Source organism: Variovorax sp. OK605, from assembly GCF_900115445.1.
GTDB lineage: Bacteria > Pseudomonadota > Gammaproteobacteria > Burkholderiales > Burkholderiaceae_C > Variovorax.
The window spans coordinates 487,454-510,524 of record NZ_FOWL01000002.1 but is presented as its reverse complement, the minus strand read 5'-3'; the positions used below and the strand labels follow the sequence as shown (position 1 = coordinate 510,524).

Here is a 23,071-nt window from a genome sequence, read left to right as displayed (position 1 = left end):
GCACTCAGAGCGTGCCCTCGTGCACAGGGCATCGGGTGCTCACCGCAGCGAAATAAAGGAGGAGCGAAGCGGGGGACATTCGCGGAGGGGAGTACCCGGTGGCCTGTGCACGCGCCCTGAACAACAGCGCCAAGAACGACAGCGCCAAGAACGACAGCAAACAAACAACATCGCCTGAAAAACTGAAAGGACAGAAATGAACGAACCAGTCCCCCACTACGACCTGCTGATCCACGGCGGCACCGTCATCGACGGCACCAAGGCGCCGCGCTTCGACGCCGACGTAGGCATCGTCGACGGCCGCATTGCCGCCATCGGCAACCTCACAGGCCACACAGCCGAACAGACGATCGACGCCACCGGCCGCATCGTCGCGCCCGGCTTCATCGACTCGCACACCCACGACGACCAGGCGGTGCTGTCGCAAGCGCAAATGCCGTTCAAGGTGTCGCAGGGCGTGACGACAGTGGTGGCCGGCAACTGCGGCATCAGCGCCGCGCCGCTGCGCATCGACATGGAACTGCCCATGCCACTGAGCCTGCTCGAATCGCCAGCGGAAGGCCGCTTCACGAGCTTTGCCGCGTACCTCGACGCGCTGCGCGCCACGCCGTCATCGGTGAACGTGGCGGCGATGGTGGGCCACTCGACACTGCGCGCCGTGGTCATGAGCGACCTCGACCGCCCCGCGAACGACACCGAGATTGTCGCCATGCAGGCGCTGGTCGAAGAAGCCATGCAGGCCGGTGCCATTGGCATGTCGACCGGCACGTTCTATCCGCCGGCCGTGAAAGCCACGACCGAGGAAATCATCGAGGTCGGCCGCCCGCTCAGCGCGCGCAAGGCGCTGTACGTGACACACATGCGCGACGAAAGCGACCGCGTGATGGAGTCGCTGGAAGAAACCTTCCAGATCGGCCGCGCGCTCGACATTCCGGTGGTGGTGTCGCACCACAAGGTGCAGAACACGCAGAACTTCGGCAAAACCAAGGTCACGCTGCCCTTCATCCAGGAGGCGATGAAGCACCAGTGCATCGGGCTGGACTGCTACCCGTACACGGCCGGCTCCACCATGATCCGCACCGACCGCGGAATGATGGAAGGCCGCGTGCTCATCGCCTCCAGCGTGCCGCACCCCGAATGCGCCGGGCGCGACCTGAAGGACATCGCGGCCGAATGGGGCGTGTCGGGCGAAGAAGCGGCCCAGCGGCTGCAGCCCGGCAGCGCGATCTATTTCATGATGGACGAGGACGACGTGCAACGCATCCTCGCGTTCGACGAAACCATGATCGGCTCCGACGGCATTCCGCTGGGCGACAAGCCGCACCCGCGCCTGTGGGGCACCTTCCCGCGCGTGCTGGGCCACTACAGCCGCGACGTGGGGCTGTTCCCGCTGGAAACGGCCGTCTGGAAGATGACCGGCCTGACCGCCCGCAATTTCGGCCTGCATGAACGCGGCACGCTGAAGCCCGGCCACCACGCCGACGTGGTGATCTTCAACGCCGCGACGGTGCGCGACACCGCCAACTACGACACGCCGACGCAGCCGGCCGAAGGCATCGACGCGGTGATCGTGAACGGCGCGGTGACCTGGCGCCACGGCACGCACAGCGGCGCGCGCAACGGGCAGGTGATCACGCGGCGGGAACCCGCCTGAAGCAGGCGCAATGCCGCCTACGCGCCTACGACCAGTCGGCGGCATTGCGCAGGCGAATGCCGCTGGCGTGCACCGATGAGTTCCACGCGGGCTTGAGGGGACGCAGGGACTCCACCACCCTCAGCTCGGTCCGGCACGCCGCAAGCTCGGCTTTCAAGTCGGTGATCCGGGTCGCCCGGCTCGGCACGACGGTGGCCGACGAGACCCACATGCCCACATCGTCGATGTCCTGAAAACCGTCGAGGGGAAGCTCGTAGCGAGTGAGCGTCTCGCGCTCGATGCGCTGCAGCCAAGACGTCTCGATGTACGCAACGGCAGAAGTGCCGGGCGGCGTGTCGCCCAGCCATGTCTGCCGATCGGCCGCGGTCGTGCAGTCGCGCGCCCACAGCACGATGCGCGGGCACTCCCGGGGGAAGAGATAGAGCCGCTGATGGTCCTCGGCAATCGCCCAGACCAGGGGACCGTTGAGCCATTGCATGCCCGGGGGTCGCAAGGCGGGTGTTCGTACCGGGCGAGGCACGAAGCAGTCGATGTCAGCGTTGTCGCTGAAGTGAAACAGGCGCATGCCGCAGCGTAACCGCGGCGGGCTGACAGGCTGGCAGGCAGACCTGCAGCGCGACGTTCAGTCCGGTGCGTTCATGACCCGGTCGAACTCCTCGTCGGCCGGCACGTTGTCGGCGTCGAGCTCGCTCGCGTCCGTCAGGTCGATGCCTGTTTCCTCGGACAGGTCGTCGGACACGTCGCTGTCCGGTTCTTCGAAATCATCGGCGGGCGTGTTGTCCTCTTCGTCCTCGGCGGACGAAGCGGCTCGTGCGGTGGCGTCGATGTTGTTCATGATCGGTTCCTCGGCTGATTTCTGACAGGCCCCCTATGGTGCGCCTGTTTCAGCCGCCGCGGCTCATCCGGCACGCAGCGTCGGTGTCGGAAAGTTTCCCGCCGCCCTCGCGATCCGCCTTCAGTCCTTGTGCACGTGGCCGGGTTCGCCGTGCCCGGGGTCGTCATGGTCGTGGGCGTGCTCGCTGTGCGCGGCGCCTTCGTGACCGTGGTCGTGCCCGTGTTCACCGTGCGCCAGGCGGCTCACGCCCGTGACCAGCACGATGCCGGCGGCCAGCCAAATGATCTGCGCGGCCGTCTGGCGCGCGGGCAGGCGCTTTTGCAGCTGCGGAATCAGGTCGGCCAGCGCCACGTAGACAAAACTGCTGCCGGCCAGCACCAGGAAGTACGGCAGCCAGCTGTGCAGCTGGTCGACCAGCCACCAGCCCACGATGCCGCCCAGCGCGGTCATGGTGCCGGCAAGCGACACCTTCACCAGCGCGGCGCGCTGGTTGGCCGAGCTCTGGCGCAGCACGACGAGGTCGCCGATGTGGTGCGGAATTTCGTGCGCCAGCACGGCCAGCGCGGCCACCAGGCCCAGGCGCATGTCGGCGGTGAAGGCCGAGGCGATGAGGATGCCGTCGCCGAAGCAGTGCACGCTGTCGCCGGTGAGCACGGCCCAGCCGCCGGTGCGGGGGGCGGGATCGTGCGCGTGGACATGGCCGTGGCCATGGTCTTTGCCATGCTCATGTCCGTGGTGCTCGTGCGCGTCGCCGTGGTGGTGCTCGTGCCCGTGGTGCCACAGCTCGGCCTTGTCGAGCAGGAAGAAGAACACCAGCCCGAACAGCAGCACGCCGAACAGCAATGCGGGCTCGATGCGGCTTTCGAAGGCCTCGGGCAAGAGGTGCATGAAGGCGGTGGCCAGCAGCGCGCCGGCCGCCAGGCTCAGCAGGTGCTGCGGGTTCACGCCGCCCGAGCCGCTGCGCACGCCCACCTTCAACAGGAGGGCCGCGAGCCAGACGCTGCCGATGCCGGAGACCAGGGTCGCCGCGATGATGACTATCAAATTCATAGCTGCTTGCGCAAGAGGGACGGCCGTCGAGACGGTTTCAGGGCCGTTGCCCGTTCATAAAAAGAGAAAAGGCCGTCATGGGACGGCCTTCGGCGGGGGTGTGGCTGCGAGGCGCCGCGGTCAGGCGACGCCATTGGCTTTGAACCAGGCCGTGGCGCGTTGCCAGCCGTCGTCCGCCGCGCTCTTGACATAGCTGGGGCGGTAGTCGGCATGGAATGCGTGGCCTGCTTCGGGGTACACGACGAAGCTCGATGCCTTGGCCGCCGGAGTCCCATTGGCCAGAGCAGCTTTCATCTTATCAACCGTGTCAAGGGGGATGCCCTGGTCTTTTCCGCCGTACAGCCCGAGCACCGGCGCCTGCAGGTTGGCGGCCACGTCGACGGGGTGTTTCGGGGTCAGTGCGCTGGCCGTGCCGACCAGCCGGCCGTACCAGGCCACGCCCGCCTTGACCTTGCCGGTGGCCGCGTACAGCCACACGATGCGCCCGCCCCAGCAGAAGCCGGTGATGCCGGCCTTGGCGGTGTCGCCGCCGTTGGCCCTGGCATAGGCCAGCGCGCCGTCGAGGTCGGCCATGACCTGCGCGTCGGGCACCTTGCTGACGATGTCGGCCTGCAGCTTCGGAATGTCGGTGTAGCCGCGCGGGTCGCCCTGGCGCGCATACAGCTCGGGCGCGATGGCCAGGTAGCCGAGCTGGGCGAAGCGGCGGCAGATGTCGGCGATGTATTCGTGCACGCCGAAGATCTCCTGGGTCACCAGGATCACCGGCAGGCCGGTCTTGCCCGCGGGCGCGGCCGCATAGGCGGGCACCTCGAAGCCGCCCACGGTGTATTTGATGGGGCCGGCCTTCAGGCCTTCGGTCGAGGTGGCGATGGCGGTCTGCGCGGCCACCGGCAGCACGGCCGCCGCGTAGCCCACGCCGATGGCGGCCTTCAGCGCGGTGCGTCGCGTGGCGCCCTGCTCCGTGCTGTCGCCGGGGCGCAGCGAATCGAAGTCGGAACGGCGGTCGTCGAGGGACATGGATGAGGCTCCAGTTGAGTCGTCGGACAAGGGGCGTTGCGCTGAAAAACGCACGCCGCAATGTAGGCCAAATCAGCCGGTGGCTCCATGTCCCGAAATTCGGTGGGGTTGGTCCGGGCCTCGGACCACGCGGACCGCGCGGACCGCGGCCCCCTGGAACATTCAGTCCGCCCGGTACGCGCGGCGTGCCAGCGCGGCGGCCAGCACCTGCGCCGGGTCGATCAGGTCCAACCCCGCCACGGCGAGCGAGCCCTGCAGGCCCAGCGGCACCTCGGTGCAGCCCATGATGATGGTGACGGGGCCATGCCGCTCGGCGAGCCGCAGCGCCACGTCGGAAAAGCACTGCTCGGCCAGCGGCATGTTGCCGGCCTTCACGCCTTCGAAGATGCCGCGCGTGATGGTGCGGCGTTCGTCGGCCAGCGGCACGTGGCAGCCCAGGCCGGCCTCGGCCAGCGCCTGCTCGTACAGGCGCACGCGGTAGGTGCCTTCCGTGGCCATGAGCGCCACGTCGCGCGCGCCCTGCTCGGCCAGCTGGCGCGCGGTTTCGCGCGCCATGTGCAGCAGCTCGACCTGCGGAAAGCGCGCCTGCAGGCTGCCATGCCAGGCATGCGCCGTGTTGCAGGCGATGGCCACGGCCCGGCTGCCCAGCGCGGCCAGCCGACCCAGCGCCTGCAGCATCGGCTCCAGCGGCTGGTGCGCGCCCTGCTCCGCCGACGCCAAGGCGTCGGTGCGGTCGGGCACCGGCACCTGCGCCAGCCAGTGCTCGGGAAAGGACTGGTCGCGCACCGGCTCGCCCCGCGCGCGCATCTGCTGCGCGCAGGCCTGCACGAAGAGCCGCACGAAGTCGGCGCCCGCCGCGGGGCCCATGCCCCCCAAGATGCCGACCACTTGCGTCACTGCGATGTCCTTTTCTTCAATGGCCCGCGATCAGGTCGCCGGCTTGTCGCTGAGTGCCTTGAGGTTCTGCTTCAGCTGCTCGCTCATGGGCAGGTTCAGGGGAACGTTCTTCGGCGGGATCGGCTGCATGAACCACTTGGTGTAGAGCTTCTCGAACTCGCCGCTCTTCATCATGGCGCTGAAGGTGTCGTCCACCAGCTTCTTGAAGGCCGGATCGTCCTTGGGCAGCATGCAGGCGTAGGGCTCGACCTGCAGCGACTCGCCCACCACTTCGTAGTCGGCCGGTGCCTTGGAGTTGGCGATCAGGCCGAACAGCAGGATGTCGTCCATGGCGAAGGCCACGGCGCGGTCGCTTTCCACCAGCAGGAACGAGTCGGCGTGGTCCTTGCCGAGCACGATGTCCATGCCGAGGTTCTTCTCGCTGTTGTACTTGCGCATGACCAGCGCGTTGGTGGTGCCGGTGGTGCTGGCCACGGTCTTCTTGGCAAGGTCGGCGTAGTCCTTGATCCTGGAAGACTTCTTCACCAGCAGGCGCGTGCCGGTATAGAAGTGGTTGATGGCGAAGGCCACGTCCTTGCCGCGCGCGGTGTTGTTGGTGGTCGAGCCGCACTCCAGGTCGACCGTGCCGTTGGTGATCAGCGGAATGCGGTTCTGCGAGGTTACGGCCATCAGCCCGACCTGCAGGTTGGGCTTGTTCAGCTTCTTCTTCACCGCCTCGACGACGGCGTTCGACAGCTCCACCGAGAACCCGATCGGCTTGTTGGGGCCGTCCAGGTAGCTGAAGGGCACGGACGACTCGCGGTAGGCGAGCGTGATCTTGCCGGACTCGGCGATCTTGGCCAGCGTGTCGGCGGCTTGTGCGGCCGGTGCCGTGAAGAGCACCGCGGCGGCCAGGGAAGCCATCAGGACGGAGAGTTTCATTCGAGCCTTCATTCGGTTGGATTGAACAGAAGGCCAGTGTAAGAAGGAGTGACACAAAGCGACAATTCCAAATGAACCCTGACCTATGCCCAAAGCTGATGGGTGGGGTTTCTTTTGGCATTTCCGCGGCGCGCCGGGCGCACCTACAGTCACGGCTGTCTTCTCAACCAACCGGAAAGTTGCCCCAATGCATGTGTGTGTGCTCGGTGCCGGCATCGTGGGCTTGGCCACCGCCTGGCAGCTCCAACGCGAGGGCCATCAGGTCACCGTGATCGACCGCGCCGCCCCCGGCGCGGGTGCGAGCGGCGGCAACGGCGCGCAGCTGAGCTACTCGTACGTGCAGCCGCTGGCCGATCCGTCGATCTGGACGCAGCTGCCCAAGCTGCTGCTCTCGCCCTCCTCGCCGCTCAAGCTGCGCCCGCAGCTCGACCCGCTGCAGTGGCGCTGGGGCATGGAATTTCTCGCGGCCTGCAACGCCCGGACCTCACGCGACACCACCGAGAAGCTGCTGGTGCTGGCCGCCTCGAGCCGCGCAGGGTTCGAGGCGATGCGCGCCGACATCGCGCCCGACTGCGACTTCTCCGCCACCGGCAAGCTGGTGCTGTACGCCAGCTCGGCGTCGCTGGAAGGCGCACGCGCGCAGCTCGAGCTGCAGCGCGCCCTGGGCAGCGAGCAGCGGCTGGTGACGCCCGACGAATGCATCGCCATCGAGCCCGCGCTTTCGAGCTACCGCGGCCAGATGGCCGGTGCGGTGTACACGCCGAGCGAGTGCGCGGCCGATTGCCTGAAGGTGTGCGCCGAGCTGATGCGTGCCCTGAGCGCGCGCGGCGTGCGCTTCATGCTGGGCGCCGACATCCATGGTTTCGCGCGCAGCGAGAACCGCATTGCGGCGGTGCGCACGAGCGAAGGCGACGTGCAGGCCGATGCCTTCGTGATGGCGCTGGGCTCGGCCTCGCACAAGCTGGGGCGCATGCTGGGCACGTACCTGCCGGTGTACCCGCTCAAGGGCTACAGCATCACGGTGGAGGTCGACCCCGCGCCCGGTGCCGCGCCGAGCGTGAGCGTGACCGACAGCGCGCGCAAGGTGGTGTTCGCGCGCATCGGCTCGCGCCTGCGCGTGGCCGGCATGGCGGAGCTGGTGGGACACGACGCGAGCATTCCGGCCGCACGCATCGAGACGCTCGCGGCCGCAACGCGCGCCGTGTTCCCGAACGCGAGCCGGCTGGAAGAACTGAGCCCGTGGACGGGCATGCGGCCCGCCACGCCGAAGGGCCTGCCGATCATCGGACGGCTGGAGAGCGCGCCGTCGAACATGCTGTTCAACACGGGCCACGGCGCGCTGGGGTTCACACTGGCCTTCGGGTCGGCGCTGAAGATCGCGCAGGCGCTGCAGGCCTGACGCGCCCACAGCGCATCGCGAGCGACAGCAGCACCACGCTCGACACCCCGCTGGCGACCGTGCACAGCGCGGGAACCCATCGCGTGAAACCCTCGGACGATTTCATGGCGAAGGCGAAGGCAATCTCGAGGATGCCGGCCACGCCGAGCATTGCCCATGCCCTCTGCGGCGAGCCGTTCAAGCCCGGACCGCGGCCACGGCCACGGCCGCTGCCGGCGTGACACGGAACGAGATGCCGAGCCGGTTGAAGGCGTTCATCAGGCCGATGGCGTACGTGAGGTCGGCCAATTCCTTGGCGCTGAACTCGGCCGCGGCGGCGTCGTAGTCGGCGTCGGGCACGCCGGTGTCCGAGACGCGCGTGACGCTCTCCGCCCAGGCGAGCGCCGCACGTTCGCGGCGGCTGAAGACCGCGCCGCCGTCTTGCCACACCGCCACCAGCACGAGCTTGTCCACCGCGAGGCCGCCCTTGAGCAGATCGCGCGAATGCATGTCGATGCAGTAGGCGCAGCCGTTGATCTGCGAGATGCGCAGGTACACGAGGTCGACCAGTTCCTTGGGCAGGCCGCTTTTCCGGAGGGCGAGGTATACGCCGCCGAAGGCCTTGTAGCCCTCGGGTGAGGCTTGGGTGTAGTCGATGCGATGGCTCATGGGAAGTCCTTGGATGCAGGGGTTGGAAAGGACTTCATCGTTCCGCGTCTTGGCCCAGTCCAGAAGAACCAAGAATGGGCTTTGTGCATGGGCCATCCGGCCGGGCGCTACAGCAGGCGCGCGATGCGCCGGCCGAGCGTCTCGGCCTCGGCCTGCGACGCGACGTTGGTGAAATTCAGCAGGATGGCCGGCGTGCCTTTCCTGCCCGTTGTCCAGTGCGACAGTGCCTCCGCGTACAGCCCGTCTTCACGCATGCGCGCCGCGAGCGCGCGGTCCGACTGGCGGCCCTGCAGCCGCAGGATGAGGTGCATGCCCCCGGGCTGCGGGTCGATGCGCACGTGCTTGCCCAGCGCGCTTTCCAGGCCCGCCGTGGTCGCGGCGCGGCGCTCGGCGTAGAGCTTGCGCATGCGCTGGATGTGGCGCGCGAAGTGGCCCTCGGTGATGAAGGCCGTGACGATCGCCTGCGTGAGCGCGGGGCTGCCGCCGACGAAGGCATGCAGGATCTGCTCGAAGCGCTCGACCTGCGCCGGCGGCACCACGAGGTAGGCCAGCCGGACGCTCGGAAACAGCACCTTGCTGAAGGTGCCCGCATAGAGCACCCGGCCGTCGCGGTCCAGGCTCTTCAAGGCCGGCAGCGGGCGGCTCACGTAGCGGTACTCGCCGTCGTAGTCGTCCTCGACGATCCATGCCTTGTTGCGCGCCGCCCAGTCCAGCAGCGCCGCGCGCCGGGGCAGCGACAGCGACACGCACAGCGGGCTCTGGTGCGCCGGCGTGACCACCGCGGCGCGCGCCTTCGGTGCCAGCCGGATGCCTTGCGCGACGTCCAGGCCCTGCGCGTCCACCGGCACCGCAACGGACTCGATCTGCATGTGCCCCAGCAGCTCCCGCGTGGGCGGGTAGCCCGGGTCTTCGAGCCACACGCGGTCGCCGGCCTTCAGCAAGGCAAGGCCGATCAGTTCCATGGTGTGGCGGTAGCCCGAGGTCACGAACACCTGCGACGGCGCGCAGTTGATGCCGCGCGACACCTGCAGGTAGGCGGCGATTTCCGCGCGCAGCATCGGCGCGCCGTAGACCGTGGGGTGCGTCATGTCGAGCGGCTGCATCGCGCGCACGCAGCGCGCGCCCAGCCGGGCCCAGATCTTCCGGGGGAACGCGTCCAGCGCGGGCAGCCCCATCTGGAACGGCCGGATCGAATCGGGGCGAAAGCTCATCGCGGCGTGGCCGCCCTCGGGCACAGGTGCGGGCCTGGCCACCGGCATGCGCGGCTTGAGGCCCGGCGTCACGATGGTCCCGGCCGGGCCGCGCGTCTGCGTGTAGCCCTCGGCGGCCAGCAGGGAGTAGGCGACCTCGACGGTGCCCCGCGCCAAGCCCAGTTCCTTCGCCAGCGCACGCGCGGCGGGAATGCGGTCGCCGGGCTTCAGCAGGCCGCTGGCCATGGCGTTGCGCAGGCGGTCGTAGATCTGGCGGTAGTACGGCTCCGCCGCCGCGGGGTCCAGGGGCGGGACGGGACTGGTCTTGTCGATGGTCATGGTGCGAGGCCTTTGCCCGCGGATCATGGACCAGTTTCAATCGCCATTCATGTGCCCGGGTACGGGGCCATGGCGGCCGCTGCAGCTTGCTGGATCGCGCTAGATCGTGCTTTCGATCGCCTGCTGCATGCAGCGCGTGATGCCGCGCACCGCCACCGAGTCGGGCCGCGCGGCGAAGCGAAGCGCACGGATCGGCACCGGGATGTGCGGCTCCAGCGTGAGCACGTCGACCTTCTCGCGGTCGGCCGACCTTGCCGTGCAGCCGTCGACCAGCGCCACGCCGATGCCGTGGTGCGCCATGGCCAGCGCCGCGTGGTAGGTCTGCACCGTCACCACCGCCTGCTGGAAACCCACGCCAGCCTGCCGGCAGGCCTGGCTCAGGCTGGTGCCGACCGGGTCGCGGCTGTCCAGCCCGATCACGGGTTGCTTCACGAGGTCGTGCAGGGCCGCCGAGCCGTTGCGCACCAGCGCGCGCGGCAGCATGCCCTTGGGCGCGATGCACACCATGCGGCTGTCGGCCAGCGTCTCCTGCGTGAGCGAGGGATGCACCGCGGGGCTGAAGGCGAAGCCCACGTCGGCCTCCTGCAGCAGCAGCGCCGACATGATCTGCGGCGAGTGCAGCGACTCGACCGTGATCTTGTAGCCCGGGTACTTTTCGCGAAACGCCTTGAGCGCGCGCGGCAGGATGTCGTAGCTCAGCGCCAGCACGCTGAGGATGCGCAACTCGCCGGTGTCGCCCGCGGTGCGCAGGTTGGCCGCGAGCCGCTGCACCTCGTCGAGCTGCGCGAACAGCCGTTCGATGTGCGGGTACAGCGTGAGCGCCTCGGTGGTCGGCGTGAGCCGGCCCTTGGCGCGCTGGAACAGCGGAAAGCCCAGCTGCAGCTCGGCGTGCTGCAAGGTGCGGCTCACTGCCGGCTGCGTGATGTTGATGAGCCGCGCCGCCGCGCTCACGCTGCCCGTGAGCATGATCGCGTTGAAGACCTCGATGTGGCGCAGGCGCATCGCGGGCGGTGGGTCAGTTGCCGTTGGCGGTCTTGCCGCGGGCGATGTCCATCACCATGCGCGTGCCCAGGTACAGGCGCGGCTCGATGGAATCGACCAGCACGTACTCGGCATCGGCCGAGTGCGCGCCGAAACCCTGCAGGCCGAAGCGCTCGATGACCGGCGCCTTGGTCTTCAGCGCCGCAAAGGCCGCGTCGGTGCCGCCGCCGGCGGCCTTGTCGTCGGCACCCAGCGGCAGGCCGAGCTCGTCCTTGTAGATCTGCTGCGCATGGCGGGCCATGGCGCGCGAGGCGTCGGTGGCTTCCAGCGGCGGACGGCGGCGCTCGAACTTCAGCTCGACCTTGGCTTCGGGAATGAGCTGCTTCTTCACGCGCTCGTTCACCTGCTGCTCGATGCGGTCGTAGTCGCTCACCTTCAGCACGCGCACGTCGGCGCCGGCCGTGGCGCTGGCCGGGATCACGTTGCGGTTGCTGCCCGACTTGGAGATGGTCCAGTTCATCTTCAGGCCGGTGGCAGGGTCGGACAGGTCGCGCATCTGCAGGATCTGGTGCGACAGCTCGTACAGCGCGTTCACGCCCAGTTCGGGCGCCGAGCCCGCGTGCGAGGCCTTGCCCGCCACGTGCAGCGTGACCGAGGCAATGCCCGCGGTGGCCAGCGAGAGCTTGTCTTCCTTCACGTAGGCGCCTTCGAAGGACATGACGGCGTCGTGCTCGGCGCCCATGCGCGTGATGAGCGCGCGCGCGCCGGGCGAGCTGATTTCTTCGTCGCCGTTGATGAGCACGGTGAGCGTGCCGTATTCCTTGAACTTCATCGCCTGCAGCATCGACACGATGTGCGTGATGACCGCAATGCCCTGCTTGTCGTCGGCAATGCCCAGGCCGTAGGCCTTGTCGCCCTCGACGCGGAACGGCTGCTTGTTGAGCATGCCCACGGTGTAGACCGTGTCCATGTGCGCGATGAGCAGGATCTTCTTCTTGCCCGTGCCCTTGAAGGTGGCGCGCACCACGCGGCCCATCTTCTCGGGCGTGTCTTCCATGCGGTAGGCCTCGGCGCTCGGGTCGATCAGCTCGACCTCGCCGCCCAGCGCCTTGAACTTGGCGGCGATGAGGTCGGAGATCTTCTCGAGCCCGTCGAGGTCGCGGCTGCCCGATTCGATGGAGACCAGCTCCTTGAGCGTCTCGAGCAGCGCGGGCTTTTCCTTGGCGGCGAGCGCGGTGATGCCGGCGTCGGGCGCGGCGCAGGCGGTGCCGAGGAAGGCAGCGCAGGCGGCGAAGACGGCGGCAGGCAGGAATGAACGATGCGGGAATTTCATGGGTATGCGATTTCTTTCGTTGTCTCTTGTTGCTTGTGTGTTCAGTGCGCCTTGTCCCAGTTGGGGCCGACACCGATCTCCGCCAGCAGCGGCACCTTCAGCGCGGCCACGCCGGCCATGAGACGGGGGATCTCGGTGCGCACCCATTCGACTTCGGCCTCGGGCACTTCGAACACCAGTTCGTCGTGCACCTGCATGATCATCCGGGTGCCGCGCTTCTCTTCGTCAAGCACGTTCTGTACCTTGACCATGCTGAGCTTGATCAGGTCGGCCGCGGTGCCCTGCATCGGGGCGTTGATGGCCGCGCGCTCGGCGCCGCCGCGGCGCGGGCCGTTGGGCGAGTTGATCTCGGGCAGGTACAGGCGGCGGCCGAACACGGTCTCCACGTAGCCCTGCTCCTTGGCCAGCGCCTTGGTCTCGTCCATGTAGGCCTTCACGCCCGGGTAGCGCGCAAAGTAGCGTTCGATGTACGAGGCCGCGGCCTTGGTCTCGATGCCGAGGTTCTTCGCCAGGCCGAAGCTGCTCATGCCGTAGATCAGCCCGAAGTTGATCACCTTGGCATAGCGGCGCTGCTCGCTGGACACCTGGTCGGGCGTGGAGCCGAACACCTCGGCGGCGGTCGCGCGGTGCACGTCGATGCCTTCGGTGAAGGCGCGCAGCAGCGACTCGTCGCCGCTGATGTGGGCCATGATGCGCAGCTCGATCTGCGAGTAGTCGGCGCTGGCGATCACGCTGCCCGCCGGCGCCACGAAGGCCTCGCGCACACGGCGGCCTTCGGGTGTGCGGATCGGGATGTTCTGCAGGTTGGGGTCGTTGCTGCTCAGGCGGCCCGTGACGGCCACGGCCTGCGCATAGTGCGTGTGCACACGGCCGGTGCGCGGGTTGGCGAGCTGGCCGAGCTTGTCGGTGTAGGTGCCCTTGAGCTTCGACAGGCCGCGGTGCTCCAGGATCTTGGCCGGCAGCGGATAGTCTTCGGCGAGCTTTTCCAGCACTTCCTCGTCGGTGCTGGGCGCGCCGCTCGGCGTCTTCTTGACCACGGGCAGGCCCAGCTTGGTGAAGAAGATCTCGCCGATCTGCTTGGGCGAACCCAGGTTGAAAGGCTGGCCCGCGATCTCGTAGGCCTCCTGCTCCAGCGCCATGATGCGCGTGCCGAGTTCGTGGCTCTGCGCGGCGAGCGTGGGCGCGTCGATCAGCACGCCGTTGCGCTCGATGCGGTAGAGCGCCTCGCTCGAATCCATCTCGAGCTGGTAGATGAAGCGCAACTGCGCGTTCTTCTCCAGCTGGGGCCACAGCGTGTTGTGCACATCGAGCGTCTGGTCGCTGTCTTCGCACGAGTACTCGGCGGCCTTGGCGATGTCGACCTGGCTGAACGAGATCTGGTGCGCGCCCTTGCCGCACAGGTCTTCGTACGAGATGCCGCTGCGGCCCAGGTGGCGCTCGGCCAGGCTGGAGAGGCCGTGCGGGCGGTGCACCTCGAGCACGTAGCTCTGCAGCATGGTGTCGTGCGCGTAGCCCTGCACCTCGATGCCGTGGTTGGCGAACACGTGGCGGTCGTACTTGATGTGCTGGCCGAGCTTTTTCTTCCCGGCGTTTTCAAGCCACGGCTTGAGCCTGGCGAGCACCTCGTCGATGGGCAGTTGCTCGGGTGCGTCGGGGTAGTTGTGCGTGAGCGGAATGTAGGCCGCCTCGCCCGGCGTGACGCTGAAGCTCACGCCGACGATCTGCGCGACCATCTCGTCGAGCGAGGTGGTCTCGGTGTCGACGGCGGCCAGTTCGGCAGCGTCGAGCTTCGCGAGCCAGCCGTCGAGCTGTTCCCAGGTGGTGATGGTGTCGTACTTGAGGTTGCTCGCGGGCGCGGCGGCTTCGAGCGCGGCGATTTCGGAAGGCTCGTCGAACAGGCCGCCCTGGTCGGTGTTGACGGCGGCCTTCGAGGCCGACTTCTTCTTGAGGCTTTCCTCGATCAGCTCGGGCGGCACTTCCTGCGCCTCGAGCCCCTTCACGAGGCTCTTGAAGCCGAACTTCTCGTAGAAGGGCTTCAGCTCGCCGGTCTGCGGCGCGCCGACCGGCAGGCCTTCGAGCGACGGCAGCCCGGTGACGTGACCGTCGAGGTCGCAGTCGGTGCGGATGGTCACCAGGCGCCTGCTCAGCGGCAGCTTGTCGAGCGCGTTGCGCAGGTTCTCGCCGGCGGCGCCCTTCACCTCGGCGGCGCGTTCGACCAGCGCGTCGAGCGAGCCGTATTCGGCCAGCCACTTGGCCGCCGTCTTGGGGCCGACCTTCGGCACGCCGGGCACGTTGTCGACCGTGTCGCCCACCAGCGTCTGGTAGTCGACCATGAGGTTGGGCGGCACGCCGAACTCGGCCGTCACGCCGGCCACGTCGCGCCGCTTGCCGTTCATGGTGTCGATGATGGTGATGTGCTCGTCCACCAGCTGGCTCAGGTCCTTGTCGCCGCTGGAAACGATCACCTCCACGCCCTGCGCCGCGGCGATCTTGGCGAGCGTGCCGATGACGTCGTCGGCCTCCACGTCGGGCACGGTGAGCACGGGCCAGCCGAGCAGCTTCACCACTTCGTGGATCGGGTCGATCTGGCTGCGCAGGTCGTCGGGCATCGGCGAGCGGTTGGCCTTGTACTCGGGGTACCAGTCGTCGCGGAAGGTCCTGCCGGGGGCGTCGAAGATGCAGGCCGCGTAGTCGGCGCGCACCTCGCGGCGCAGCGCGGTCATCATGTTGATCATTCCCCGGATCGCGCCGGTCGCCGCGCTCTTGGGGTCGCCGGGCACCGCCCGCAGGTCGGGCATGGCGTGGAAGGCGCGATAAAGGTAGCTCGAGCCATCGACGAGCAGCAGCGTTTTCTTGTCGGTCATCGCGGCATTTTGCCGTGCGCGCGACAGCGCCCGGAACCACGACGACGCGAGGTGGCAACCGACGCCCCGAAACCGGTGCCGCGCCTACAATCGGCGCATGCCTAGCTCCTCACTCCTGGTCGCCCGCCGCATCCTGCTGGCGCTGGCTTTCGCAACCCCCTTTGCCGCCGTCCAGGCGCAGCAACCCGCGCCCGCCGCGGCACCCGCTGCCTCTGCGCAAGGGGCCCCGGGGGAACCGCTACAAAATCAGGAGCAGGCCAAGGGCGAAGGCCGACGCAACCAGAAGATCGAGAACATCCACACCGAAGACAGCGGTGCCTCGGTCGACGAAGTGCGCTACGGCGGCCGCACGCAGAGCATCAACGTCAAGCCGAAGTCGAACATGCCGGGCTACGAAGTGCTGCCCGCCGACCAGGCCACGGGGCGCCAGAATTCCTCCGAGACCGGTGCCAACGGCGCCCGCGTCTGGAACGTGATGAAGTTCTGATGGCCGTGCGTTCTTTCGTCTTCGCTTTCGTTTCCACCTTCGTTTCCGTTGTCTCAGCGGCAACGCCGCGCTGAGCACCCCATGGCAGTCTTTACCGAAGTCGGTTTCGGCGAGGCGGACGCGCTCGTCCAACGCCTGGGCCTGGGCCCGCTGCGCGAACTGCGCGGCATCGAGGGCGGCATCGAGAACACCAACTACTTCGCCACCACCGAGTCGGGCGAGTTCGTGCTGACGCTGTTCGAGCGCCTGAGCGCCGAGCAGCTGCCTTATTACCTTTGCCTCATGAAGCACCTGGCCGGTGCCGGACTGCCGGTGCCCGCTCCGGTGGCCGGTCCGCCCGCGGTCGAGAAGACGAAAAAGGGGCAGATGGCCCTGCCCTCCGCCGACACCGATTGCGACCTGCTCCACCTGGTGGCCGGCAAGCCGGCGGCCGTGGTGCAGAAGCTCTCGGGCCGCAGCGAGCTCTCCCCCGGCGCCGCGCACTGCGCCGAGCTGGGCGCCATGCTGGCGCGCATGCACGTCGCCGGGCGTGACTACCCGCGCATCCAGCCCAACCTGCGCGGCCTGCCCTGGTGGAACGAGACGGTGCCCGTGGTGCTGCCGTACATCGAGGAAGCGCAGGCCGGCCTGCTGCGCGCCGAGTTGGCCTACCAGAACCACATTGCCGATTCATCGGCCTACGCGGCGCTGCCGCGCGGCCCGGTGCACGCCGACATGTTCCGCGACAACGTGATGTTCGCGACCGGCGACGGTGCCGACGCCGCGCCGCGCCTGACCGGCGTGTTCGACTTCTACTTCGCCGGCACCGACACCTGGCTGTTCGACCTGGCCGTGTGCCTGAACGACTGGGCCATCGACCTGCCAACCGGCCGCCACGACGCCGAGCGCGCCGAGGCACTGCTTTCGGCCTACGAGACCGTGCGCGCGCTGAACGCGTCCGAGCGCGCCCTGTTGCCCGCAATGTTGCGCGCCGCCGCGCTGCGCTTCTGGATCTCCCGCCTCTGGGACTTCCACCTGCCGCGCGAGGCGAGCATGCTCAAGCCCCACGACCCCACGCACTTCGAACGCGTGCTGCGCGACCGCGCCACCCACCCGCACGTCATGGCCCAGGCCTTCGAGCCCGCCCTGGCTGCCTGACCCGAACCCATGAAACTCAACCTCGTGCCGGCGCGAACCGGCGCCGAATGGGTCCGCCTCGGACTCAAGACCTTCTGGCGGCAGCCGCTGGCCTTCATCTCGCTGTTCTTCCTGCTGATGGCGGTGATCTCGACGGTGTCGATCGTCCCCATCCTCGGCAGCCTGCTGGCACCGGGCCTGGTGCCCTTCATGACGCTGGGCCTGATGGTGGCCACGTCGGTCGCGTACACCGACAACGCCGAAGGCGTCGGCCGCGCCGGTGACGCGCAGCGGCCCACGGGCTCGGCGATGTTCGTGGCGGTGTTCGCCGCGATGCGCACCGAATGGCGCTCGCTGGTGGTGCTGGGCGTGATCTCGGCCGTGTTCTTCGTGCTCGCCGTGCTGGTGACCACGCTGGTCGACGGCGGCCAGCTCGCGCGCGCCTACCTGCTCGACGACCCGCTCACGCCCGAGATCGTGGCGAGCAGCGACTTCCAGGTCGCGCGCATGCTGCTGATGTGCCTGAACCTGCCGCTGTCGCTGGCCATGTGGCACGCCCCCGCACTGGTGCACTGGCACCGCGTGGAGCCGGTGAAGAGCATCTTCTTCAGCATCGTCGCGCTGTTTCGCAACTTCGGCGCCTATGCGCTGTTCGGCATCGCGTGGTTCGGCGTGTTCCTGCTGGCCGGCATCGCGATGGGCCTGCTGGCCACGCTGCTGATCGGCGTCGGCGCGCTGGGCGCGGGCGGCGCCGCGCTGGCGGTGGGCAACATCCTGATCGTCGGCACGGCGCTGGTGCTGGCGGCCATGTCGCTGAGCTCGACCTGGTTCACCTTCCGCGACACCTTCGACGCGAACGGAACCAACTGACGGACCGGGCAGGCAGGCGCCCCGCCTGCCCTGCTTTCGCGATCAGCCCGGCCGTTGCGCATCCTTGCGCAGGCTCGCGAACAGCGACCACGCCATTCCGGCCAGCAGCAGCAGGCCGACACCCAGAGCCCCCCACAGCCACCACTTGCGCGACGGTTCCTGCGCGGGAACCGGCGGCTGCGCGACGGCAGCGACCGCCGCGTCGACAACCGCCGCGGGCAGCCGCACCGACGCGTTGCCGGCGGCCACGGGCTTGTCGGCCGCATAGCCCGGAATCAGGGTGGACAGCGCCAGCGGCGCGCCGGGCTCGCTGCCTTCGACCGCACTCTTCTCGGGCGCCGCGCGCCATGCGAGCGAGAACGGCGCCGCACCCTGGGCGAGGAACACCAGCGTGCGCGGCACCGCGCCCACGGACACGGTGGGCGGCGTCGCGCCCAGCAGGCTGACCGGGCCCGCGGTGCGCAACCGCAAGCGCGCGTGCACCGCACCGTCGAGCGCCAGCACCGGCGAACGCACTTCGCCGCCGGCCTGCGCGAGCCGGTACACCACGGTGTCGACCAGCGGCGTCTCGTCGGGCCCGCCGGGCTGCGGCACGGCGCGGCGCTGCGGGTGCCGCAGGGCATAGAGCGGATTGCGCGGCACCGGCTGCTGCGGCTGCACCGCGGCCGACGTGGCATCGGACAAGCCCGAGATGCCGACCTGCGCCAGCGTGTTGACGTCGGCCAGGTCGATGCGCAGGCTCTGCACCGGCACGCCGCGCGGCAGCAGGTAGTCGCAGTGGTCGACGCCACAGCGCTCGGGCTTGAGCGCCGCGGACCATTCGATCGGCGCGACGGGCTCCACGTCCTGCACGCTGTCGACGCCCACGCGGGTCAGCACCGCACCGTTCTTCGGGTCGCTCCAGCGCAGCCGCAGGAAGCGCGCGCGTACGTTGTCCAGCTCGACCGCGAGACGCTCGATGGCCTGGCCACCATGGGCGAGCCGCACCAGTTGTTCTTCGCCGCCCACCGGCCGCCACTGGCGCAGGTCGTCGCTGGCTTCGAGGTGAAAGGCGAACAGGCCGCGCGTGTCGGGCGAAATCTCGAAGCGGGCCTGCAGCAGGCTGCCCTTGACCTGGCTCACGTCGATGAGCCACTGCGCCGCGTCGTCGCTGCCGACGGGCTTGACCGCCTTGCTCTCGAGCTTCAGCGAGCCATCGGGCCGCACCGAGAACGCGAGCGCCGTGTCGCCCGGCGCCGCGCTGGCGACGCTGCCGGGCAGCGCGAAGATCGGCACGTTGCGCGAGGCGGTCTGCGGCGTGGCGGCCTCGTTGCGCAACCAGGCGTAGGGCACGGCATGGCCCGCGGCATTGCGCACCCGCAGGTCGCGCAGGTCGGCGTAGGCGGCACGGCCGTACAAGGCCAGCGGCAAGGTGAGGCGGTGATAGGGCCCTGCGCCTTCGAGCGTGATGGGTGCGCTGGGTGCGCTGGGTGCAGGTTGGGCAAGGGCAACTCCACCGGCCATCGCCACCAGCGCGGCGCCCGCGCGAAGCGTCCAGGTCATGCGCGCGCTCATGCGGCACCGCCTTCTTCTTCAGGCGCCGGCTGCGGCGCCGGCTGCGGCACCGGCTCTTCCTTCTTCGGCGGCACCGGCGCGAAGTAGCCCACCAGCAGCAGCAAGGCGCCGACCGCGATGAACGACACGATGCGGAACAGCCCGCCGCGGTCCGCCAGCTCGACGAAGAACAGCTTGAGCACCACCACGCCCAGCAGCGCCGCGCCCGCCACCCACAGCGTGCGCACGCGGCGCGAATGGCCGAGCACCATGGCGACGACGCCGCAGATGGCCCAGGTGATGGACAGCGCCGCCTGCGTGAGCCACGAGGCGTACAGCGCGTCGAAGCGCCACTCGACACCCGCGTAGTGGTGGCAGGTGCGCAGCACCATGCCCGTGAGCAGCGCCAGGCCCGTGAACCCGGCCGCGCCCTTCGCGGCCATCGGCTGGACGCGCGCGAACGAGCCTTGCGGCAAGGCGCGCCACCAGAGCACCAGCGCGAACAGCACCAGCCATTGCGCGAGTTCGAGCGGGTTGAGCAGCGGCACGTAAGGCAGCGGCGACGCATCGCCCGGGCTGACCGCATTGGTCACCCACGCCCACGCCAGCAGGTACACCGCCACCGGCGTGGCGGCGAACTCGAGGTAGGCGCTGCGGAATTCGGTGAGCGGCCAGCGCGGCAGCAGCGTGCGCGAGCGCAGCGCCCACAGCACCAGCGCGGGCACGATGGCCCAGCCCAGCAATTGCCAGCTCGACCATTCGGCGCCGACGCGGCCCAACTGCCACTGGCATTCGCGCGCGGCCAGCAGCAGGAAGAGCCAGAAGCCGGCGACGTGGAACGGCGCGAGCGCCGGGGCGTCGGCCCAGCGCTTCTGCGCGCGCAGCAGCCGCAGGTGCCATACCAGCGCCAGCGGCCATGCGATCCAGCCGAGCGCGCTCGACGGTACATAGAACAGCGTCGGCCCGCCCGCGATGCCGTAGGCGGCGATCAGGCCGAAGGCCGGCAGCGTGGCCAGCGTCGCCTTGCCGAGCTGCGACCAGTCGCGTCGGTACGCCACGATGGCGGCCAGCACCGAGGTGACGAGCACCACGGCCATCGTGCCGGCGGGAATGTGGCTCGCGAGGCCGTGGCGGTTGAGCACGCGAACGCTTTCGTCGAGCATGCCGAACAGCCACCAGCCCAGGCCCCAGACCACCGGCGCCCACAGCACCGCCGGAATGGCGCACCAGGCATTGGTCCAGCGCTTGCGCGCCGTGCCGACCGGCTCGCTCAGGCGCGGACGCGCCTCGTCGCGCAGCCAGTCGCCCGCGAGCAAGGCGGTCAGGCCCAGCACCACCGGGGTCCAGAAACCGAGATGGGCAAACGCCGGGCGCACCGCACCGGCGACGTCCGCCACGGCCACGTTGGCCACATCGGCCACGCTGACGCCGAACGCGACGGCGGCAATGACCTGCAGCACGCCCGCAAGCGCCGCGAGCGGGAAGTGCGCCATGCGCAGCGCCACCCACAGCACCACCGTGGCCGTCAGCGGCCACAGCAGCGCCACCTGCGCCAGGTTCAGCTGGAACAGCATCGCCAGGTGCAGCAGGCTCACGCCGGCAATCACGCCGATGCCGTTGCCGGCAGACCACTCGGGCTGCACGCCGCGTGCCAGCGCCGCGCGGTGCGCCTGCAGCATCGACCATGCCGCGCTGCCGAGCACGCTGAGCGCGATCAGGCATGCCGCGGCGGCGCCCTCCCAGCCGCTCTGCAGCACCTTCGCGTCGACCACCTCGCCGGTGCGGTGCAGCGTGGCGATGAAGCCCGCCACCGCCAGCGCCTGCATGCCGAAGCTCACGTAGCTCAGCGGCAGCAAGGCCAGCCGGATCGCCACCGCGAAAGTCACCGAAGCCAGCACGGCCGTGGCCGCAGCGGCCCACGGCGGCGTGAACCACTGCCACAGCAGCAGCGTGAGCGCGGCCATGCCGAGCCACGGCAGCGCGGTGCCAGCCAGCGCCTCGACGCTGTTGCCCGCGTCCAGCCTGGCGCGCCGGTGGATCGCCCACATCGCGAAGGCGCTCACCGCGACCAGCACCGGGCCGATCACCGAGCCGTCGAGCAGCGGATGCCCCGGTGCCGCGTCGAGCCGCGTGGCCTCGAGCAGCTTGAGCACCGCGCCGGCGAACACCACGAAGGAGAAGGCGCGCGCATAGCCGCGCCCCTGCCGCGCGCCCAGCCAGTACATGCCGGCCGCCTCGACCGCCCATGCCGCGCCGGTCCACTGCCCCTCGAGGCCGAGCGGAATGGCCAGCGTGCCGAAGATCACGCCCACGATGGCGTAGGCCTCCGCCAGCAGCGCCAGCCCCTTGGGCTGCGTGGCGAACACCAGCCGGCCCAGCAGCAGGTAGAAGGCCGAGAGCGCGAGCGCCGAGAAGGCGGCGCCGTATTCCCAGGGCCGCATCAGCAGCACCTGCATGCCGAAGGCGACCATCGGCGTGCCGAACACCAGCGAGCTGTCGACACGGCCCGCGCGGCGCAGCGTGTCGAGCGCGCGCGTGGCCAGCGGCTGCGCGGGCTGCACCGGTGCGTCGAACAGCGTGCGGCGCGCGAACAGCAGGCCGATGGCGGTGAACAGCAGGAAGAACACCACCAGGAAGGGCTCGATGGTGGCGAACTGGTCGTCGGTGTAGTACTTGTGCGCCCAGCCGGCCGCCAGCGTGAAGGTGCCGACGAAGCCGATCAGGTTGAGCACGCGCCAGGCCTTGAACCAGGCGATCAGCACGATGCCCACGTCGAGCACCAGCAGGTAGGTGAACAGGCCCACCGGCTGGTTCGAGCCGGTGGACGCCAGCACCGGCGCCGCGAAGCCTTCGAGCGCGGCCACGATGGCCAGCAGCGGCGCGTTCTGCAGCACGGCCAGCGCGGCGCTGAGCACGGCCACGCCGAACAGGAAGGCGAAGCCGACGCTGGCCGGCAGCAGCCCGCTGAGCTTCATGGCCGCGAGCGTCGTCAGGTAGAACACGCCGATGCCCGCGCCCTGCAGGATCAGCGCATAGCCCGCGCGCTTGTGGCGCAGCAGCCAGCCCAGCACCAGCAGGCCCGCGCCGACCAGCGCGACGGCCGCGTAGCGCAGCTCGATCGGCACGGTGACGCGTTCCGCCGTGTAGCGCAGCAGGAAGGCCAGCCCGAGGAACAGGATCAGCACGCCGAGCTTGACGAGCATGTTGCCGCCGAAGATCAGGTTGGCGATGGGTGCGGGCAGGCGGTCGCGCAGCGCAAGCGCCGGTGGTGGGGGCGGCGGCGGTGCGCGGCGAACCTGGGCCGGGGCCGGGGCCGGGGTGGGGACCGGTGCGGGCGCCGCGGCCTGCACCGGGGCCGGCACCAGGGGCGCGACGGGCTCCTGTGCCACGGGCGCCTTGGGCAGGCTCGCCTCGGCCAGCATCCGCGACAGGCGGGCCTGCTCGATCTCGGCGGCCCGCGACGCCAGCGTGGCCACGGGAAGCGGCGGCGCTTCCGGCAGCGGCGTGGCGCCCATCGAGGTGGCCATCGAGGTGGCAAGTTCGCCGGAAGACAGTTCGGGGATGACCGAGGCTTCGGACACTTCAGGCACTTCGGCGGCCGTCGCGCCCTGCGCCAGCCGGCTTTCGAGCGCGGCGACACGCTGCTCGAGCTCCGACACGCGTTGCTGCAGCTTCAGCACGCCGCCGCCGGGCGCGGTTGCAGCCGCATTTGCGGCGTTGGCGCCCGCATTGACCGCCGGCGTGCGCTCAGCCTCGGTGCGGTACGGCTCGGCCTTGTCTTTCTTCTTCCTGCCGACCAGCTGCGGCAGCGCGAACGCACCGACCACCGCAAGCACCAGCGCCACGGGCACCGATTCGAACAGCGCTCCAATGAAAAGGCCGGCAATGATGCCCAAGAACCACATCCCTGACTCCCCTTGTTTGGCGAGTGCGGAGT

Annotated in this window: 19 protein-coding genes; 5 read left to right on the top strand and 14 right to left on the bottom strand. The window is 69.4% G+C overall.

All coding sequences use genetic code 11. From position 1 onward, the window contains the following. Window positions 1-196 precede the first annotated feature (196 nt). The gene (locus BM013_RS06765) at window positions 197-1,654 is read left to right on the top strand and encodes an N-acyl-D-amino-acid deacylase family protein (RefSeq protein ID WP_093124446.1); all 1,458 of its coding nucleotides are present in this window, start codon (window positions 197-199) and stop codon (window positions 1,652-1,654) included. Window positions 1,655-1,679: 25 nt separating this feature from the next. Here the strand turns inward: BM013_RS06765 and BM013_RS06760 are convergent, their stop codons facing one another. The 6 genes from BM013_RS06760 to BM013_RS06735 all read right to left on the bottom strand — a co-directional run bounded on the left by BM013_RS06760 (window position 1,680) and on the right by BM013_RS06735 (window position 6,374). After that, a complete protein-coding gene (locus tag BM013_RS06760; protein ID WP_093124445.1) occupies window positions 1,680-2,219 on the bottom strand; it encodes a DUF6886 family protein in 540 nt (179 codons plus the stop codon). A gap of 57 nt (window positions 2,220-2,276) precedes the next feature. Then, window positions 2,277-2,489 (bottom strand): hypothetical protein, encoded by a 213-nt coding sequence (locus BM013_RS06755; protein WP_093124443.1) that lies wholly within the window; start codon window positions 2,487-2,489, stop codon window positions 2,277-2,279. A 120-nt stretch (window positions 2,490-2,609) separates the two neighbouring features. Further along, on the bottom strand, window positions 2,610-3,539 hold the full coding sequence (locus BM013_RS06750) for a ZIP family metal transporter (protein WP_093124442.1): 930 nt from the start codon (window positions 3,537-3,539) through the stop codon (window positions 2,610-2,612). A gap of 120 nt (window positions 3,540-3,659) precedes the next feature. After that, window positions 3,660-4,556, bottom strand: a complete 897-nt coding sequence (locus tag BM013_RS06745; protein ID WP_093124441.1) for a dienelactone hydrolase family protein — start codon at window positions 4,554-4,556, stop codon at window positions 3,660-3,662. Between the two features lie 162 nt (window positions 4,557-4,718). Next, entirely contained in the window at window positions 4,719-5,459 is a 741-nt protein-coding gene (locus BM013_RS06740) for an aspartate/glutamate racemase family protein (protein WP_093124440.1), read from the bottom strand. Window positions 5,460-5,483: 24 nt separating this feature from the next. Beyond that, entirely contained in the window at window positions 5,484-6,374 is an 891-nt protein-coding gene (locus BM013_RS06735; protein WP_093124438.1) for a transporter substrate-binding domain-containing protein, read from the bottom strand. A 187-nt stretch (window positions 6,375-6,561) separates the two neighbouring features. Here BM013_RS06735 and BM013_RS06730 point away from each other — a divergent pair, with 187 nt between their 5' ends. Beyond that, window positions 6,562-7,773, top strand: coding sequence for a D-amino acid dehydrogenase (locus tag BM013_RS06730; RefSeq protein ID WP_093124437.1), 1,212 nt, complete (start codon window positions 6,562-6,564; stop codon window positions 7,771-7,773). Here the strand turns inward: BM013_RS06730 and BM013_RS06725 are convergent. From BM013_RS06725 to polA, 6 genes are all read right to left on the bottom strand, one after another. Beyond that, entirely contained in the window at window positions 7,721-7,924 is a 204-nt protein-coding gene (locus BM013_RS06725) for a DMT family transporter (RefSeq protein WP_093124436.1), read from the bottom strand. The two genes, BM013_RS06730 and BM013_RS06725, sit on opposite strands and share 53 nt — an antisense overlap. A 26-nt stretch (window positions 7,925-7,950) precedes the next feature. Further along, on the bottom strand, window positions 7,951-8,421 hold the full coding sequence (locus tag BM013_RS06720; RefSeq protein WP_093124435.1) for a carboxymuconolactone decarboxylase family protein: 471 nt from the start codon (window positions 8,419-8,421) through the stop codon (window positions 7,951-7,953). A gap of 107 nt (window positions 8,422-8,528) precedes the next feature. After that, window positions 8,529-9,950 carry a MocR-like pyridoxine biosynthesis transcription factor PdxR gene (locus tag BM013_RS06715; protein ID WP_093124434.1) on the bottom strand — a complete coding sequence of 474 codons (1,422 nt, stop codon included), beginning with the start codon at window positions 9,948-9,950 and terminating at the stop codon, window positions 8,529-8,531. A gap of 99 nt (window positions 9,951-10,049) precedes the next feature. Then, complete coding sequence (locus tag BM013_RS06710; RefSeq protein ID WP_093124433.1) at window positions 10,050-10,952, bottom strand: LysR family transcriptional regulator; 903 nt, start codon at window positions 10,950-10,952, stop codon at window positions 10,050-10,052. 13 nt (window positions 10,953-10,965) lie between these two features. Next, a complete protein-coding gene (locus BM013_RS06705; RefSeq protein ID WP_093124429.1) occupies window positions 10,966-12,264 on the bottom strand; it encodes a M20/M25/M40 family metallo-hydrolase in 1,299 nt (432 codons plus the stop codon). A gap of 41 nt (window positions 12,265-12,305) precedes the next feature. Continuing rightward, window positions 12,306-15,128 carry a DNA polymerase I gene (polA, locus tag BM013_RS06700; protein ID WP_093124427.1) on the bottom strand — a complete coding sequence of 941 codons (2,823 nt, stop codon included), beginning with the start codon at window positions 15,126-15,128 and terminating at the stop codon, window positions 12,306-12,308. 97 nt (window positions 15,129-15,225) lie between these two features. Here polA and BM013_RS06695 point away from each other — a divergent pair, with 97 nt between their 5' ends. The 3 genes from BM013_RS06695 to BM013_RS06685 all read left to right on the top strand — a co-directional run bounded on the left by BM013_RS06695 (window position 15,226) and on the right by BM013_RS06685 (window position 17,601). Next, a complete protein-coding gene (locus tag BM013_RS06695; RefSeq protein WP_093124424.1) occupies window positions 15,226-15,615 on the top strand; it encodes a hypothetical protein in 390 nt (129 codons plus the stop codon). A gap of 81 nt (window positions 15,616-15,696) precedes the next feature. Continuing rightward, complete coding sequence (locus tag BM013_RS06690) at window positions 15,697-16,752, top strand: homoserine kinase (protein WP_093124422.1); 1,056 nt, start codon at window positions 15,697-15,699, stop codon at window positions 16,750-16,752. 9 nt (window positions 16,753-16,761) lie between these two features. Further along, window positions 16,762-17,601: a BPSS1780 family membrane protein gene (locus tag BM013_RS06685; protein WP_093124419.1), complete on the top strand. Its 840-nt coding sequence runs from the start codon at window positions 16,762-16,764 to the stop codon at window positions 17,599-17,601. Between the two features lie 42 nt (window positions 17,602-17,643). On the opposite strand, the gene BM013_RS06680 is transcribed toward BM013_RS06685, so the two are convergent. Both BM013_RS06680 and BM013_RS06675 read right to left on the bottom strand, forming a co-directional pair. After that, window positions 17,644-19,143: a DUF3999 domain-containing protein gene (locus BM013_RS06680; RefSeq protein WP_093125187.1), complete on the bottom strand. Its 1,500-nt coding sequence runs from the start codon at window positions 19,141-19,143 to the stop codon at window positions 17,644-17,646. 8 nt (window positions 19,144-19,151) lie between these two features. Further along, a complete protein-coding gene (locus BM013_RS06675) occupies window positions 19,152-23,039 on the bottom strand; it encodes a DUF2339 domain-containing protein (protein ID WP_093124417.1) in 3,888 nt (1,295 codons plus the stop codon). Window positions 23,040-23,071: the final 32 nt, after the last annotated feature.